Origin of the sequence: Brevundimonas sp., from assembly GCF_036400995.1 — a bacterium.
Lineage (GTDB): Bacteria > Pseudomonadota > Alphaproteobacteria > Caulobacterales > Caulobacteraceae > Brevundimonas.
This window is the reverse complement of sequence record NZ_DASWWG010000059.1, coordinates 111,627-127,862: the sequence shown is the minus strand read 5'-3', so window position 1 is coordinate 127,862 and position 16,236 is coordinate 111,627. Positions and strand designations below refer to the sequence as shown.

The 16,236-nt window shown below is 68.4% G+C and carries 16 protein-coding genes; 13 read left to right on the top strand and 3 right to left on the bottom strand.

Annotated features, from left to right (window positions below; all coding sequences use genetic code 11):
* Nucleotides 1-53 precede the first annotated feature (53 nt).
* The 12 genes from mutM (at nucleotide 54) to gyrB (ending at nucleotide 12,356) form a co-directional block, all read left to right on the top strand.
* Nucleotides 54-917 (top strand): bifunctional DNA-formamidopyrimidine glycosylase/DNA-(apurinic or apyrimidinic site) lyase, encoded by an 864-nt coding sequence (gene mutM / locus VGE03_RS09085; protein ID WP_331046160.1) that lies wholly within the window; start codon nucleotides 54-56, stop codon nucleotides 915-917.
* A 47-nt stretch (nucleotides 918-964) separates the two neighbouring features.
* Nucleotides 965-1,843 (top strand): TraB/GumN family protein, encoded by an 879-nt coding sequence (locus tag VGE03_RS09080; protein ID WP_331046159.1) that lies wholly within the window; start codon nucleotides 965-967, stop codon nucleotides 1,841-1,843.
* Nucleotides 1,844-1,850: 7 nt separating this feature from the next.
* Entirely contained in the window at nucleotides 1,851-2,387 is a 537-nt protein-coding gene (locus tag VGE03_RS09075; RefSeq protein ID WP_331046158.1) for a DUF1697 domain-containing protein, read from the top strand.
* A gap of 175 nt (nucleotides 2,388-2,562) precedes the next feature.
* Nucleotides 2,563-3,006: a hypothetical protein gene (locus VGE03_RS09070; RefSeq protein WP_331046157.1), complete on the top strand. Its 444-nt coding sequence runs from the start codon at nucleotides 2,563-2,565 to the stop codon at nucleotides 3,004-3,006.
* 128 nt (nucleotides 3,007-3,134) lie between these two features.
* The gene (locus VGE03_RS09065; RefSeq protein WP_331046156.1) at nucleotides 3,135-3,920 is read left to right on the top strand and encodes an enoyl-CoA hydratase-related protein; all 786 of its coding nucleotides are present in this window, start codon (nucleotides 3,135-3,137) and stop codon (nucleotides 3,918-3,920) included.
* 213 nt (nucleotides 3,921-4,133) lie between these two features.
* Nucleotides 4,134-4,403 (top strand): 30S ribosomal protein S20, encoded by a 270-nt coding sequence (rpsT, locus tag VGE03_RS09060; RefSeq protein WP_331046155.1) that lies wholly within the window; start codon nucleotides 4,134-4,136, stop codon nucleotides 4,401-4,403.
* A gap of 472 nt (nucleotides 4,404-4,875) precedes the next feature.
* Nucleotides 4,876-6,309: a chromosomal replication initiator protein DnaA gene (dnaA, locus tag VGE03_RS09055; protein ID WP_331046154.1), complete on the top strand. Its 1,434-nt coding sequence runs from the start codon at nucleotides 4,876-4,878 to the stop codon at nucleotides 6,307-6,309.
* A gap of 179 nt (nucleotides 6,310-6,488) precedes the next feature.
* On the top strand, nucleotides 6,489-7,607 hold the full coding sequence (gene dnaN / locus VGE03_RS09050; protein ID WP_331046153.1) for a DNA polymerase III subunit beta: 1,119 nt from the start codon (nucleotides 6,489-6,491) through the stop codon (nucleotides 7,605-7,607).
* Between the two features lie 10 nt (nucleotides 7,608-7,617).
* The gene (locus VGE03_RS09045; RefSeq protein WP_331046200.1) at nucleotides 7,618-7,971 is read left to right on the top strand and encodes a DUF2185 domain-containing protein; all 354 of its coding nucleotides are present in this window, start codon (nucleotides 7,618-7,620) and stop codon (nucleotides 7,969-7,971) included.
* Between the two features lie 133 nt (nucleotides 7,972-8,104).
* Entirely contained in the window at nucleotides 8,105-8,398 is a 294-nt protein-coding gene (locus tag VGE03_RS09040; protein ID WP_331046152.1) for a GIY-YIG nuclease family protein, read from the top strand.
* A gap of 61 nt (nucleotides 8,399-8,459) precedes the next feature.
* Nucleotides 8,460-9,584 carry a DNA replication/repair protein RecF gene (gene recF / locus VGE03_RS09035; protein WP_331046151.1) on the top strand — a complete coding sequence of 375 codons (1,125 nt, stop codon included), beginning with the start codon at nucleotides 8,460-8,462 and terminating at the stop codon, nucleotides 9,582-9,584.
* 333 nt (nucleotides 9,585-9,917) lie between these two features.
* A complete protein-coding gene (gyrB, locus tag VGE03_RS09030) occupies nucleotides 9,918-12,356 on the top strand; it encodes a DNA topoisomerase (ATP-hydrolyzing) subunit B (RefSeq protein WP_331046150.1) in 2,439 nt (812 codons plus the stop codon).
* A gap of 18 nt (nucleotides 12,357-12,374) precedes the next feature.
* On the opposite strand, the gene VGE03_RS09025 is transcribed toward gyrB, so the two are convergent.
* The 3 genes from VGE03_RS09025 to VGE03_RS09015 all read right to left on the bottom strand — a co-directional run bounded on the left by VGE03_RS09025 (nucleotide 12,375) and on the right by VGE03_RS09015 (nucleotide 15,046).
* The gene (locus VGE03_RS09025; protein WP_331046149.1) at nucleotides 12,375-12,812 is read right to left on the bottom strand and encodes a surface-adhesin E family protein; all 438 of its coding nucleotides are present in this window, start codon (nucleotides 12,810-12,812) and stop codon (nucleotides 12,375-12,377) included.
* Nucleotides 12,813-12,884: 72 nt separating this feature from the next.
* Nucleotides 12,885-14,039, bottom strand: a complete 1,155-nt coding sequence (locus tag VGE03_RS09020) for a DNA cytosine methyltransferase (protein WP_331046148.1) — start codon at nucleotides 14,037-14,039, stop codon at nucleotides 12,885-12,887.
* A gap of 41 nt (nucleotides 14,040-14,080) precedes the next feature.
* Nucleotides 14,081-15,046, bottom strand: coding sequence for an SDR family NAD(P)-dependent oxidoreductase (locus tag VGE03_RS09015; RefSeq protein WP_331046147.1), 966 nt, complete (start codon nucleotides 15,044-15,046; stop codon nucleotides 14,081-14,083).
* Between the two features lie 133 nt (nucleotides 15,047-15,179).
* Between VGE03_RS09015 and VGE03_RS09010 the strand changes: the two genes are divergently transcribed.
* The gene (locus VGE03_RS09010; RefSeq protein ID WP_331046146.1) at nucleotides 15,180-16,202 is read left to right on the top strand and encodes a hypothetical protein; all 1,023 of its coding nucleotides are present in this window, start codon (nucleotides 15,180-15,182) and stop codon (nucleotides 16,200-16,202) included.
* The last annotated feature ends 34 nt before the right edge of the window (nucleotides 16,203-16,236 follow it).

The following is a 16,236-nucleotide window of genomic DNA, read 5'->3' as shown; positions in this document are numbered from 1 at the left end:
ACGCTACCTCCCTAATCCCTAATCCCTGGTCCCTAATCCCTAGTCCCTCAGAAATGCCCGAACTCCCCGAAGTCGAAACCGTCCGTCGCGGCCTGCAGCCGGTGATGGAGGGAGCGCGGCTGGACCGGACGAGGCAGAACCGCCCCGACCTGCGCTTCCCCTTCCCCGACCGCTTTCCCGAACGGCTGGACGGCGCCGTGGTCGAGCGGATCGACCGGCGGGCCAAATACCTGCTGATGCGGCTCTCGACCGGCGAGACCTGGGTCACCCACCTCGGCATGACCGGCCGCTTCACCCTCGACGGCCGCCAGCTGGGCGAGTTCGAGGAGCCCGCCCCCATCGCCGGCAAGCACGAACACATGAGTTTCTGCGCCACCCTGAACGGGGCCACCCACCGCGTGGGCTTCGCCGACGCCCGCCGCTTCGGCTTCATGGGCCTGATCCCCACCGATCAGGTCGAGGCCCATCCGTGGTTCGCGGGCATGGGGCCCGAGCCGCTCGGCAACGCCTTCTCCGGCGCCCACCTGTCCGAGGTGTTCGCGGGCCGCAAGCAGAACATCAAGGTCAGCCTGCTGGACCAGCGGCTCGTCGCCGGTCTGGGCAACATCTACGTCTGCGAGGCCCTGTACCGCGCCCGCATCTCGCCCCTGGTCGCCGCGGGCAAGGTCTCGAAGCCACGCCTCGAGATCCTGGCTGCCAGGATCCGCGACGTCCTCAACGACGCCATCGAGGCCGGCGGCTCGACCCTGCGCGACTTCGCCAACGCCGAGGGCGGGCAGGGCTATTTCCAGCACCGCTTCGACGTCTACGGCCGCGAGGGCGAGCCCTGCCGGGCCGAGGATTGCTCCGGGGTGGTCAGGCGCATCGTCCAGTCCGGCCGCTCCACCTTCTTCTGTCCGTCCTGCCAGAAGCGCTAGCTCCTCTCCGGCTTTTCCGGCACGACTGACGGGTCAGGAGAGTGTGCATGCGTCAGTGGTGGATATCCGGCCTCGCGGCCCTTGCGCTGTGCGCGGCCTCGCCGGCTGTGGCGCGGGCCGACCCGCCGCTCTGGCGGGTCAGCGACGCGGATACGGAGATGGTCCTGTTCGGCTCCATCCACGCCCTGCCGGAAGGGGTCGACTGGCGTAGCGCGGCGCTCGACGAGGCCCTGGCCCAGGCCGATCTGGTCGTTTTCGAGATCCTCACGCCGGCCTCCGAGGAAGAGGAGCAGGCGGCCTTCCTGCCCATGCTGACCTATCTGGTCAGCCCGGAGCCCCTGCAGACCGTCGTCAGTGCGGAGACCTACGCCCGCGCGCTCGCCCGCGCCGAGGCGCAGGGGTTCGAGCCGTTCATGTTCAACATGCTCCGTCCGTGGGCGGCGGCGATGATGCTGGACATCGGGGCCGAGGAAGCCAAGGGCCGTTCGGGTGATCTGGGCGTCGACACCCTGATCGAGACCGGCCTGAGACCTGACCAGCGCACCGAGGCTTTGGACACCGACGCGCTTTTGCTGGCCTCCATGCAGGCCCTCGCCGAAACCGGAGAGGCCGAGGGCGAGCAAATGCTGATCGAGGTGCTGGACATCCTCGATGAGGAAGGCGGCCTCGATATGGAGATCGAGAACGCCTGGGTCCGGGGCGATCTCCAGCCGATCCTGGACGACATGGCCGAGATGAAGGCCGAGGCTCCGCACCTGTATCAGGTCATCCTGGTTGATCGGAATCACGGCTGGATGCCCGCGCTGAAGCGGATGATGGAAACGGAAGGCCGTGTCGTCGTCATCGCAGGGGCCGCCCACATGGTCGGCGAGGACGGCCTGCCGACCCTGCTGCGGCAGGCGGGCTACGCGGTCGAAGGGCCCTAGGTCCCGGGTGCCCCACCGCATCATCCTCTTTCGAGGCATGAACACCGGCGGCGTCCGCGCGCCGGTCGGCGAGCAGCGGGCCATGGCCGAGGCCATGGGGCTGAAGAACCCCCGCACCCTTCAGGCCAGCGGCAATCTGGTGGTCGAAAGCGCCCTCGCCACCGACCGGCTCGAGGCCGACATCGAGGCCGCCATGGACAGGACCTTCGGCCTGAAGATCGTCGCCATGGCCCGCACCCCCGACCAGTGGTCCAAACTGATCGCCGTCAATCCCTTCCCGAAGGAGGCCGCCGCCCATCCGGCCAAGGTCGTGGCCATGGTCATGAAGGACGGGATCAAGGCCGGCGCCCTCGACGCGGTCCAGGCCCTCTGCCGCGACGGCGAAGCGGTCGAGGCCATCGACGGCGTTCTGTACTTCTGGTTCCCCAACGGCCAGGGCGGGTCCGAGATTTTCAGGAAGGCCACCCCGAAAATGCTCGGCATGGGTACGGGCCGGAACTGGAACACGGTGCTGAAGCTGGCGGAAATGGCGGGGGAGAAGTGAGTGGCTAGTGGCTAGTGAAGCAGAGGGCCGCTGCATGCTTCGATGCCCACCATGCTTGCGCTCCGCTCGCCTTACCGGTCCACTAGCCACTAGCCACTAGCCACTAGCCACTAGCCACTAGCCACTAGCCACTAGCCACTAGCCACTAGCCACTAGCCACGCCCAAAGGCCGCCCATGCGCAAGACCCACCTCTGGATCAGCCTGATCGTCGGCGTGCTCGTCTGGGGCGCCTATTTCGCCCACTTCATCCAGTCCCTGCGCGGCGAGGCGACCGGAGGGCTGGTCTGGTGGTTCCTCGGCGCGCTCGCTGTCACCGTCGTGGCCGAGACGGTCGCCACCGGCCTGATCGGCTGGCTGTTCCGCCGCCGCGCCCGCGCCCTCGATGACGGCCCGACCCTGCAGGCCGCGCTCAAGGCCGGCCACGTCGCCCTGATGCTGCTGATCCTGATGGTGCTGGTCGCCGCCGCCGTCCTGGCCCTCGGCTCGCAGTTCGGCTGGACCTTCGACCTCTCCGGCGCCCGCGGTCAGGTCATCGCCGCCAACGCCCTTCTGGCCATGGTGGTGATCGCCGAGCTCCTTCGGGCGGCCCTGACGCTGGCGCTTCTCCCGAGACGGTAGCGCCGGGCAAGTGGCTAGTGGCGAGTGGTTAGTGATTGGCCGGGCTCATCGACCGTTGCGCGGTCATCCACTAACCACTAGCCACTAACCACTTTCAGCCACCCCTGCCCGCCGCCGGAGCGCCACCGATGGACACCTACGCCAACCTCCTGATCGAGCGTCACGACGACGGCTATGCGGTGGTCACCCTGAACCGGCCCGAGGCGCTGAACGCGCTGAACTCGGCCCTGTTCGCCGATCTCGCCGCCTTCCTCGACAGCGTCGAGCATGACGACAGCGTCCGCTGCCTGATCCTGACCGGTTCGGGCGACAAGGCCTTCGCCGCCGGCGCCGACATCAAGGAGATGGCGGACCAGTCCTACGCCCAGATGTACACGGGCAACTACTTCGCCCTCGGCCATGACCGCATCACCCGCTTCCGCAAGCCGATCATCGCCGCGGTCAACGGCTTCGCCCTGGGCGGCGGCTGCGAGCTGGCCATGCTGTGCGACTTCATCGTCGCCAGCGAGAAGGCGAAGTTCGGCCAGCCCGAGATCAATCTCGGCGTCGCCCCCGGCATCGGCGGCTCCCAGCGCCTGACCCGTCTGGTCGGCAAGTCCAAGGCCATGGACATGGTCCTGACCGCCCGCATGATGGACGCCGCCGAGGCCGAACGCGCCGGCCTCGCCAGCCGCGTCTTCCCGCACGAGACCCTGCTGGAGGAAACCCGCAAGATCGCCGCGAAGATCGCGAGCCAGAGCCCGCTCGCCGTCATGGCCAACAAGGAAATGGTCAACGCCGCCCTGGAAACGACCCTGACCCAGGGCGTCCAGTTCGAGCGCCGCCTGTTCCACAGCCTCTTCGCCTTCGACGACCAGAAGGAAGGCATGGCCGCCTTCGTCGAGAAGCGGAAGCCGAGCTTCACGGGCAAGTAGGGCGGCGGCGAGGGAAGGGGCCCGGACGGCGCGCGACCGGGCGATCCGGGTTGAGGTTTCCGGCCTCGGCCCTCGCCCCTCGACCCTCGTCCCTTCTCAATCCCAGACTCCGCTTGAACCCCTCCGCCCTTTCCGCTATAGCCGCGCGCTCTTGAGATTTCCGCACGCCGTGGACGTGAGCTCCGCGGCGTTTTCCGTTCGAAGGTTTGACTGATGGCCAACAATCCCGGCGCCAAGAAAGCGATCCGCAAGATCGCGGCCCGCACCGAAGTGAACAAGGCGCGCCGCACCCGCGTCCGCACCTTCCTGCGCAAGTTCCAGGAAGCCGTCACCGGTGGTGACGTCGCTGTCGCCAAGGGCGCCTTCGTGGAAGCCCAGTCGGAGCTGATGCGCGCCGTCTCGAAGGGCGTCGTTCACAAGAACACCGGCTCGCGCAAGGTCTCGCGCCTGGCCGCGCAACTGAAGAAGATGTCGGCCGCCTGATTTTCGGGCTCCGGACGGCCTTTTAACGGGCTGTCATAGTAAATCCGAGTGATTTCAACGGCGAGGGCGCGCAAGCTCCCTCGCCGTTTGCGTGTGTGGCGGTAACCGTTGTCACGCGAATTGAGGCTCGCCTCTGTGGCGAAATCCGGATTTTCGCAGGCGCAGGCGGGACTTGGCGGAGTCAACAATTTTAACTGCAAATCGACTCTCGAATCAGCGTTGACGGCCCCTTCGCCGGGCGTAAGTTCGGGGGGCTGACGCACTTCCATCCCCACACGGATGAAGACGGCGCGGAACGCTGTTCTGCTCCGGCGTGAGCCGTCTGATCGAGAGAACGACCCCATCCGGGCGGCGGCATAGCTGCACCGGGCCGGAGAAGTCGTCCCTGCGTCAGCCGGTCTCAGAAGGGCGTCGCGTGATGGAATTTGCGGCGGGTGGCTGACCGATGATGGGGAGCGCAAGGATGGCGGGGATGACGGATCCGGATCGTATCTGGACCGAGGCGGCCGGTCGGCTGCGTGGTGAGATCGGCGAAGGGGCGTTCAGCTCCTATATCGCGCCGTCGGCCGTGCGCGTGGACGGCGCCGGCCAGCTGATCCTCGTCACCCCGACCGCCTATGCCCGCGACTGGGTGCGCAAGAACGCCCTGCGCCGCATGAACGAGCTGTGGCTGGGGCTGGACGCCCAGGCCCGTCGTCTGGACGTCCGCTGCCGCGCCGAGATGGGCTCGGTCGCCCCGGCCTCGCAGGTCGCCGCCGGCCGCGCCGCGCCGTCCGCCCTGTCGGGCAACGTCGTCGCCATGCCCCACGCCGCCATGCCGATGGCCACGGTCGCCCCGGTCGCCGACGGCGCCCGCGCCGTGCGCGCCGCCGGCCTGCAGGACCGCCTGACCTTCGACAGCTTCGTGGAAGGGCAGGGCAACGCCTTCGCCCTGGCCATCGCCCGCCAGGCCGCCGCCTGGGCCGACGGCCACTTCAACCCGATCTTCTTCTGCGGCCCCTACGGCTACGGCAAGACGCACCTGCTGAACGCCATCGCCTGGGAGGCCCAGCGCCTGCGTCCGGACGCCAAGGTGGTCTACCTGACCGCCGAGCGCTTCCTGTCGACCTTCGTGCGCGCCATGCAGGACCGCTCGACCGCGGCGTTCAAGGACAGCCTGCGCTCGGCCGACATGCTGCTGATCGACGACGTCCAGTTCGTCGGCGGCAAGGCCTCGACCCAGGAAGAGCTGCTGTCGACGCTGACCGCCCTGATCGAGGACGGCAAGAAGATCATCCTCTCGGCCGACAAGCCGCCGATGGCGCTGACCGACGTCGAGCCGCGCCTGCGCAGCCACCTGGCCTCGGGCCTGACCTGCCCGGTCGAGCCGGCCGATCGTTCGCTGAAACTGGCCGTGGCCCGCAACCGCATCGAGGCCCTGTCGAAGCTGGGCGTCGTCTCGGGCGAGGTCCGTCCCGACGTGCTCGAGCACCTGGTTGATCGCACCCCCGGCTCCATGCGTGAGCTGGAAGGCGCCGTGAACACCCTGGCCGCCGTCGCCGCCACCCGCCTGTCGGCCCTGACCGTCGACGAGGCGCAAGGCCTGCTCGGCTCGGCCCTGCGCGGCGGGCCGGAACGCCGGATTACCGTCGACGAGATCCAGAAGACCGTCGCCGAACACTTCACCCTGAAACAGGCGGACCTGCTGTCGGAGCGCCGCACCCGTTCGGTCGCCCGCCCGCGCCAGATCGCCATGTATCTGTGCAAGCAGCACACGACCCGCTCCTACCCGGACATCGGGCGTCGTTTCGGCGGTCGGGACCACACCACGGTCCTGCACGGCGTCCGCAAGATCGAGGAGCTGATCGCCCAGGACGAACAGATCGCCCGCGACGTCGAGGCCCTGACGCGGAAGCTGCGCGGCTAGGGGTGAGGGCTGAGGGGCGAGGCTCGAGGCGGGTTATCCACATTCGCCTGAGCCTTCATCCCTCGCCCCCCGACCCTCGACCCTCGACCCTTCCTTGCCCCCTGCGGCCAATCCGCTAGTGTCCAAGGCCCACTATTCGCGGCGACGCTTCCGAGTCGCCGCACGCCGGGCGAGACGACATGCAACTGACCATCGAACGTTCCGCGCTTCTGAAGGCCCTCGGGCACGTCCAGAGCGTCGTTGAGCGTCGCAACACCATTCCGATCCTGTCCAACGTCCTGCTGTCGGCGGGCCGCGACAAGCTCAGCTTCGCCGCCACCGACCTCGACATGGAGATGGTTGACGAAGCCGACGCCACGGTGAACGTCGAGGGCCAGATCACCGCCCCGGCCCACACCCTGTACGAGATCGTCCGCAAGCTGCCGGACGGCGCCGAGGTGTCCCTGTCCTATTCGGGCGACGACCCCCGCCTGCTGGTCCAGGCCGGCCGGTCGAAGTTCAACCTGCCGGTCCTGCCGGCCGGCGACTTCCCGGTCATGTCGACCGAGACCACGGGCGCCCGCTTCACCCTGGCCAAGGAAGACCTGGCCCGGCTGATCGACAAGACCCGCTTCGCCGTCTCGACCGAAGAGACCCGCTACTATCTGAACGGCCTGTACCTGCACACGGTGGCCGAGGGCGGCATTCCGCTGCTCCGCGCCGTGGCCACCGACGGCCACCGTCTGGCCCTGGCCGAGACCCCGGCCCCCGAGGGCGCCGCCGGCGGCCCGGGCGTCATCGTCCCGCGCAAGACCGTCGATCAGGTCCGTCGCCTGCTGGATGACGGCGCCGGTCCGGTCGAGGTCCAGGTCAGCCCGCAGAAGATCCGCTTCGAGTTCGGCGACGCCAGCCTGACCTCAAAGGTCATCGACGGCGCCTTCCCTGACTACATGCGCGTCATTCCCAAGGGGAACGACAAGCAGGCCGATATCGACAACGGCCTGTTCTCCAAGGCCGTCGACCGCGTCGCCACCATCTCGGCCGAGAAGAGCCGTTCGGTGAAGCTGGCCTTCGAGCTGGACCGCGTCACCCTGACCGTCCGCAACATGGAAGCCGGCCAGGGCGTCGAGGAGGTCGAGATCGGCTATTCCGACGAACCGTTCGAGATCGGTTTCAACGCCCGCTACCTGCTGGACGTCGCCGGCCAAATCACCGGCGAGACCGCCGCCTTCAAATTCGCCGACCCGGCCTCGCCGACTCTGGTCCTCGATCCGGGCGATCCGGGCGTCCAGTACGTGCTGATGCCGCTGCGGGTGTAGCGGCTTGCCGGTGCTTCCCCAAGACTTTGCGCTGCACCCCACGACCTTCAAGCCGTTGGCCGTGGGGTTCGGCGCCTGTCTTGCGACCAATATGATCATAGTCGATGGGGCGAAGGTGGCTTTCTGCTATCGTGAAAAGCCCGATAACGAGATCGATAGTGGGTGGCGGTTCTTCGCAGGCGGAGAATCCGATGAGTATCTCGACGACCCCGACAACACCGGCGTCTACGATATCAACACCGTCGCCAACTATGATCCCCAGATCACCCAGTTTCTGGACGCGCCCATCGGCTCCGCGTTCGAGCGCGAAGCGGGCGTTGGACGGTTCGTGCAAGTGTATGATTTCCAGCCACGCGAAGATTGAGCGAGACGCGGTGCGCCTCGGCGCTGGCGTCCACTACGTGCTGATGCCACCGCGGGTGTAAGCGCGGTAAGTAAATCCGCTCATCCCGGCGAAAGCCGGGACCCAGTGCTTTCGTTACGTACGGAGGTTGCGGTTGGCGTTCTTCACCTACATCGTCGCCAGCCGTCGAAACGGGACGCTCTACACCGGCTCGACCGACAATCTGGAAGCGCGGGTTCACCAGCATCGCAATGGGCGCTTCGGTGGATTCACCGCCCGGCATGGCGTGGCGATTCTGGTCTGGTATGAGGTGCATGGCAGCCGTCATGCGGCCTTTGTGCGTGAGCGTCAGATCAAGGAATGGAAACGCGTCTGGAAACTCGAGCTGATCGAGAAATCCAATCCCGAGTGGGCCGATCTTTCGGCGAACTGGGGGCTGCCCGGCTGAGACCCGCTGGACAGGACTGGGTCCCGGCGTTCGCCGGGATGAGCGGATCCATATATCCAGCTTGATCACCGCCCTCACCCTCACCGACTTCCGCTCCTATGCGAGCGCCACCCTGCCCATCGCGGCGGGGGCGGTGGTGCTGCATGGACCGAACGGGGCGGGGAAGACCAATCTGCTGGAGGCGCTCAGCCTCTTCACCCCCGGCAAGGGCCTGCGTGGCGCCACGGCCCCCGAGATGGGCCGTCGCGAGCCGGGGGAGGCCACGGGCCGCGCCTGGGCCGTCGCCGCCGTTCTCACGCACGACGGCGACGAGACGAAACTCGGCACCGGCGTCCAGACGCCCGGCGCCGCCCGCCGCATCGTCCGTATCGACGGCGAGACCGCCCAGCCGGGCCGCCTGCTCGATCACCTCCGCCCGGTCTGGGCCACGCCCGAACAGGACCGGCTCTTCTCTGACGCCCGCGCCGCCCGGCTGAAATTCTTCGACCGCCTGGTCTTCGCCGATCGGCCCGACCATGCCGCCGCCGTCTCCGCCTATGAGAAGGCCCTGCGCGAGCGTCTGCGCCTGCTGACCGATGGCGCCGAAGGCCGCCCCGCCGATCCGCTCTGGCTCGATGCGCTCGAGGTTCGGTTGGGCGAGGCCGGGGCCGCTGCCGCCGCCGCGCGCGCCGGCGCGCTGACGGTGCTCCAGGCGGCTATCGACGCACGCAACGACCGTCCCTTCCCCCAGGCCGACCTCGGCCTGACCGGCGAGGCTGAGGCCATGGCCGCTTCGGGCGCCGACCTGGAGGCCGTCGCCGCGGCCATCCGCGAGGGCATGGCCCGCTCCCGCGCCCGCGACGCCGCCGCCGGCCGCTCCCTGTTCGGACCGCATCGCTCCGACCTGACCGCCCTGCATCGCGAGAAGAACCGCCCCGCCGCCGAGGGCTCCTCGGGCGAGCAGAAGGCCCTCGTCCTCAACCTGATCCTCGCCCAGATCACCCGCCTGTCCGGCCAGGCGGCGGCCCCCGTCCTTCTCCTCGACGAGGCCCCGGCCCATCTCGACACGGCCCGCCGCGCCGCCCTCTTCGATGAGATCGAGGCCCTGGGGCTTCAGGCCTTCATGACCGGCACCGAATCCGACCTCTTCGCGCCGCTGGCCGGACGGGCCCAGTTCGTGAAGGTGGCGGACGGCGGGTTCGGCTGAAGGTCGAGCGCGAACTCACCTCTCCGTTCGCGAAGGCGAATGGAGAGGACAGATCGGCGTCTTCGCCGATCAGGTGAGGGCGGCTCCGTCGGGGCCGGATGGGGCGCAAGCACCGGTGTCTGCGGGCCGACCGCCGCCCCGTGCGCCGCCCCCTCCTGATCGCTGCGCGATCTGTCCGCCCCATCGCCTTCAACGGGCGATGGGGAGGTGAGCGCAATCGCCCCGAAAACCTCGCAATTCCCGCGATATTTCCTATATTCTGACCCTTCCGGCGGGACACAGATTCGCGCCGTCTTCCGGGCCCTTCGCGGGGCCGTTTCACCGACCGATTTGATGACCGATCAGACCCCCGACGACGCTGTCGCCCCGGCCGAATACGGCGCCGACTCCATCAAGGTTCTCAAGGGCCTGGATGCCGTCCGCAAACGTCCCGGCATGTACATTGGCGACACCGACGACGGCTCGGGCCTGCACCACATGGTCTACGAAGTCGTCGACAACGCGATCGACGAGGCCCTGGCCGGTCACGCCGACCTGGTCGAGGTGATCCTGAACGCCGACGGCTCGGTCACCGTGACCGACAACGGGCGCGGCATCCCCACCGCCATCCATGCCGAGGAAGGCGTCTCGGCGGCCGAGGTCATCATGACCCAGCTGCACGCGGGCGGTAAGTTCGACCAGAACTCCTACAAGGTCTCCGGTGGCCTGCACGGCGTGGGCGTCTCGGTCGTGAACGCCCTGTCGGACTGGCTGAAACTGGTCATCTTCCGCGACGGCAAACGCCATGAGATGCGCTTCGAGCGCGGCGACACCGCCGAAAGCCTCAAGGTCACCGGCGACGCCCCGATCCGCACCGAAGGGTCGAAGAAGGGCGAACTGCTGACCGGCACCCAGGTCACCTTCTTCCCCTCGCTGACCACCTTCAGCCACATCGACTTCGACCTGAAGACCCTCGAGCATCGCCTGCGCGAGCTGGCCTTCCTGAACTCGGGCGTGGTCATCAAGCTGCGCGACGACCGCCACGCCGAGCCGTTCGAGGAAATCCTCCACTACGAGGGCGGGGTCGAGGCCTTCGTGCGCCACCTCGACAAGTCGAAATCCCCGCTGCTGAAGGACGTCATCACCGTCCGCGGCCGCAAGGACGGCATCGAGCTGGACCTGGCCCTGTGGTGGAACGACAGCTACCACGAGACCATGCTGTGCTTCACCAACAACATCCCGCAGCGGGATGGGGGCACGCACCTGTCGGCCTTCCGCGCCGCCCTGACCCGCGTCATGAGCGGCTATATCGAGGCCGCCGGCGCCGCCAAGAAGGAGAAGGTCTCCGTCTCGGGCGAGGATGCCCGCGAAGGCCTGACCTGCGTCCTCTCGGTCAAGGTTCCGGACCCCAAATTCAGCTCGCAGACCAAGGACAAGCTGGTCTCGTCCGAAGTCCGCCCGGCGGTCGAGAACCTCTGCCAGGAAGGTCTCGCCACCTGGTTCGAGGAGCATCCGGCCGAGGCCAAGCTGATCGTCTCCAAGATCATCGAGGCCGCCGCCGCCCGTGAGGCCGCGCGCAAGGCCCGCGACCTGACCCGCCGCAAGACCGCGATGGAGATCAGCTCCCTGCCGGGCAAGCTGGCCGACTGTCAGGAACGCGATCCGGCCAAGTCCGAACTGTTCATCGTCGAGGGTGACTCGGCCGGCGGCTCGGCCAAGCAGGCGCGCAACCGCGAGAACCAGGCCGTCCTGCCCCTGCGCGGCAAGATCCTGAACGTCGAGCGCGCGCGCTTCGACCGGATGCTGTCATCGGACCTGATCGGCACCCTGATCCTGGCGCTCGGCACCGGCATCGGCCGTGACGACTTCAACGCGGACAAGCTGCGCTACCACAAGATCATTCTGATGGCCGACGCCGACGTCGACGGCGCCCACATCCGCACCCTGCTGCTGACCTTCTTCTATCGTCAGATGCCGGAGCTGATCGAGCGCGGGCACGTCTACATCGCCCAGCCGCCGCTCTACAAAGTCTCCAAGGGCAAGCAGTCGCGCTACCTGAAGGATCAGGCGGACATGGACGCCTATCTGATTGAGGAGGGTTCGTCCGAGGCCGAGCTGGACCTGCCGTCGGGCGAGCGCCGGACCGGCCTGGACCTGCAGGCGCTGGTCCGCGAGGCCAAGGCCTTCAAGGCGGGCGTCGATCGCCTGTCGCAGCGGGCCCCCGCCTTTGCCATCGAACAGGCGGCCCTGGCCGGCGTGTTCAATGAAGCCGGCGGCGATCTGGACAAGGCCGCCGCGCGCCTGAACCTCTTCGCCGAGGAAGGCGACGGGGCCTGGACCGGCGGTCCGGGCGCGCAAGGGGCGGTCGCCTTCGAGCGCGTCCGTCGCGCGGTGTCCGAGCGCATCGTGCTGGAAGAGACCCTGATCCGTTCGCAGGACGCCCGTCGTCTGGCAGAGCGCGCCGCCGCTTTCGATGGCCTGTTCGATCAGCCCGCCGTCTTCCGCCGAAAGGAGAAGTCGACGACCATCCGCGGGCCGCTCGACCTGCTCGAGGCCGTCCTCGACGCGGGCAAGAAGGGCATCGCCATCCAGCGCTACAAGGGTCTGGGCGAGATGAACCCCGAGCAGCTGTGGGAGACGACGCTGGACGTCAACGCCCGCACCCTGCTGCAGGTGAAGGTCGAGCACGCCGATGACGCCGACGACCTGTTCGCCAAGCTGATGGGCGACGTGGTCGAACCGCGCCGCGAGTTCATCCAGGAAAACGCGCTCGACGCCGCCGTCGACGCCTGATCTTCAGGGGAGGGGCGGCTACGGCCGCCCCGCCTCCACGAAGGCCCGGATGCTGGCGTAGGTCTGGCCCTCGGACCGCGATCCGTCGCAGGCGATCTGCTTCAGATAGTCCGGCACCGTGTTGGGGCGCAGGTCTTCCCACGCGGCGTCCGCCTCGGGGTAGTCACCGTCCAGGCTGCCGTCGGCGGCATAGTCCCTGGCTCCGGCCGTCCGCCATTTCCCGCTGGCGCAGTCAAACTGGTAGGTCTCCTCGCCGTGGGTCAGATCCCCCGGTGGCGACGCCAGCGGCACAGAGGCGGCGGTGATCGACACGACGCTCCCGCCGGCCGCGGCGATGCTCTGCACATCGGCCAGATAGGCCCGCGTGCCCGTCCTCGAATAGGCGTGCCATTCCTCGGCCAGAACGGGCGTCGCCGCCGTAGCCAGAAGCGCGGCGACCGTCAGTGCGAATTTCATCTGATTACCTCCCCAGGATCATCATTATCCATGATGCTCCAGACGCGGCGTTTGGCAAGCGTCCGCCGCGTTTCAGGCGGCCTTCGCGGTCCCGGTCGCCGCTTTCGCCAGCGGTTCGAACAGCCAGCGGGACAGGTGCCCCACCACCGGCGCCGCCACCCCGTCGCCGGTCAGCTTGCAGGCAGCGCTGTACGATCCCGGCAGGCGGTAGTCGTCGGACAGCCCCATCAGCCGGGCTGTCTCCCGCGCCGTCATCAGTCGCGACCGGACGCGGCCGTGCTCGACCACCACCAGCGTCTGGCGGCTGGAGCCGCCGCCCGGGGTCCGCAGGCAGCCGGCCATGTCGAACCGCACCTCGGCCCGTTGCACCTTGCAGCCCTCGGCGTCCTTGCGCGTCCGCCGGTACAGCGCCCCGACCTGCCGCGTCCCGGAGGCCTGCGCCGCCTCGACCTTGGCCCGGTTGAGCGGGGACATCAGCTCCAGCAGCCGCGCCGTCTGCGCCTGATTGTGCCACTCCAGATGCGGCCCGTCGGTCTCGGTCACGGCGGCGAGGCTGGGCGGAGCCGCCTCCGGCTCGGGCAGCCGCCACCACAGGGCCCGGCTGCGCAGGTCCGCGGGCAGCCGCTCCACCGCCCGCCTCAGGTTGACCGGATGGAACGGCCCCTCCGGCCCGCTCGCCAGAAGGGCCGGGTCGATCTTCACATCGCCCCGCACGCCCACCACGAACAGCCGGGGCCGTGACTGCGGCACGAATCGGTCGGCGTTGATCACCAGCGCGCCGAAGGCGTAGCCGGCCTCATCCCAGGTCCGGCACAGGATTTCGAAGTCGCGCCCGCCGCGGGAGGTCAGGGCCCCGCAGACGTTCTCGATGGCCACGATCTTCGGACCGCGCCCCTCCCGGAGCAGCCCGTTGGCGAGGCCCCAGAAGGCGTGGAACGTCCCCGACCGGGCTCCGCCCAGCCCCTTGCCGTTTCCCGCCAGCGACAGGTCCTGACAGGGGAAGGAGCCCCACATCAGGTCCGCCTGTCCCGGCAGGTCCTGCGGCGTCAGGGCGCCGATATCGCCGACCGCCAGCTCCTCGCCGCCCCAGTTGGCGCGATAGAAGGCGGCCTTCTGCGGGTCGATGTCGTTGGCGAAGGTGCAGGTCCAGCCGTCGCCCAGCCCGGCCCGCAGCATGCCGCCGCCAGCGAAGAACTCATAGGCGTGAAGGGAAGGCGATTCGACCATCGCCGCCGAGCATGGAGGCTCGGCGGCGCCCGGTCCATGGGTCAGCCGGCCAGCGCCTGCCGGTCCCGTTCGAGGAAGGCGACCACATCGGCGATCGTGGTCCGCGGGTTGCGGGTATGCGGATAGGCGTGGGCCGTGCGCGGCTTTCGGTCGAACCAGATCTGGTCGACCACCTCGGTCGGCCGGGTGGCCGCCAGCCAGTCGATGGTGTCCGCCCCTTCGTCGTCATTGCGCAGGATGGGGGCCAGCACCTTGCGGAACTTCGGCAGGGAGGTCTTCACCCCCGCCGTGTCGGCCCAGCCGGGATGCACGGCGTAGGTCTTCGCCCCGATATCCGCGAAGGTCGCGCGCCAGTGCTCGGCCAGCGCAAGCTGCGCCCGCTTGTGCGCGGCATAGGCGGCGAAGCCGTTGAACTTCTCTTCGGGGATGTTCAGCATCGATTTGGTCAGGGGCAGATTGTACAGCCCGCCCGACACCACATTGATGACCGCCGCGCCCCGCGCCAGTCGGCCCTCGGCGTGCAGCTGTTCGGTCAGGATGTAGTGGCCCAGCAGGTTGGTCGCGTAGGAGGTCTCCAGCCCTTCCGCGGTCGCCTCGTAGGACCGCATCAGCAGGCCCACGTTGTTGACCAGCACGTCAAACGTCTGGTTGGCGATTTCGGGGCGCCGGGTCAGGTCGGAGACCGCCCGCATGGAGGACAGGTCGCAGATCACGGGCACGACCCGGCCGGGCAGGTTCGCGGCGGCCGTTTGCAGCGACTCCAGCGCTTTCACATTGCGGCCGACCGCATACACGGTGGCCCCCTTCTTCACCCCGCGCAGCGTCGCGGCGCGGCCCAGCCCTCCGGTCGCTCCGGTGACCAGCCAGGTCTGTCCGGCGTAGTCCGCGCGCACCGACCGGAACGGCAGACCTCTGGCGACATAGCCGACGCGGGTGAAGGACGGGGCGAAGCGTCCGTAGAAATTCACAGATTTCATAAGAGCTTGCAGGAAGGGCGGTTCGGCCATCGATCAGTCTCCCCGGCGCGGTCGCCGTTACTTTCGTAAACATACTAAATCAGCGAAGCGCGTTGGCAACCGGCTTGCGTTTCTGGACTAACGGCGTATCGGTTCGATATCGAAAGTGACGGGCGCCGCTTCCATGACCAGACCGATCCGCGTGATCCAGTGGGCGACCGGCTCGATGGGCAAGACCTGCCTGAGGGCCGTCATCGACGATCCGAGCTTCGAATTGGTCGGCCTGTTCGTCTACGGCGCGGGCAAGGCGGGCCGGGACGCCGGCGAGATCGCCCGACGCGATCCGACAGGCGTGCTGGCGACACGCAGCATCGACGACGTCCTGGCGCTGGACGCGGATGTGGTCCTGCACTGTCCCATGCTGTCCGACCCATACGACGGGCATGACGCCGAAGTCCGCCGGCTTCTGGAGTCAGGCAAGAACGTCATCTCGATCAACAACTACTTCGAGCCCCGGGCCCTGGGGGCGGCCTATGCGACCGCACTGGAGGAGAGCGCCCGCAAGGGCGGGGCGACGCTCGCGGGGACCGGCGTCAATCCGGGCTGGGTGGCGGAGCGGATGGCGGCCAACGCGGTGGCCCTGTGTCTGTCGCATCGCAACGTCGCGACCCGCGAAATCATTGACTGTGCGACAGTTCCCAACCCCGACTATGTGTTCGGGGCCCTCGGCTTCGGCGCGGATCCGGCCGAGGTCGATATGGTGGACGGGGCCCTGGCGCGCACCTTCGACCGGATGTTCGCCCAGAGCGTGGAGGGGCTGGCGCAGAGGATCGGGCTGACGCTCGACGGCTATGAATCCGACCACGAGTTGAGACAGGCGACGCGCGATCTGACGGTCGCCGCCGGAACGATACCGCAAGGCTCGGTCGCGGCCACGACCTGGCGGGTGCACGGGGTCGCGGACGGCGTCCGGCGCATCACCCACGAGGTCACCTGGATCATGGATCCGACCGACCCGGCCTTCGCCGGAAAGCCGCACTGGCAGATCGAGGTCGATGGCCTGCCGGGCCTGACCATCGCCATGGATCTGATCGACACCGCGCCCGACGGCGTGCGCACCAAGCCCGAGCAGTTCGCGGTCGCCGCCATGGTGCTGGACGCCATCCCCCGGGTGGTCGCGGCGCCGCCGGGCCTGCTCCGCCTGTGACCTGACCGGGTTGCCCGCTAACAAAAGTCATGTC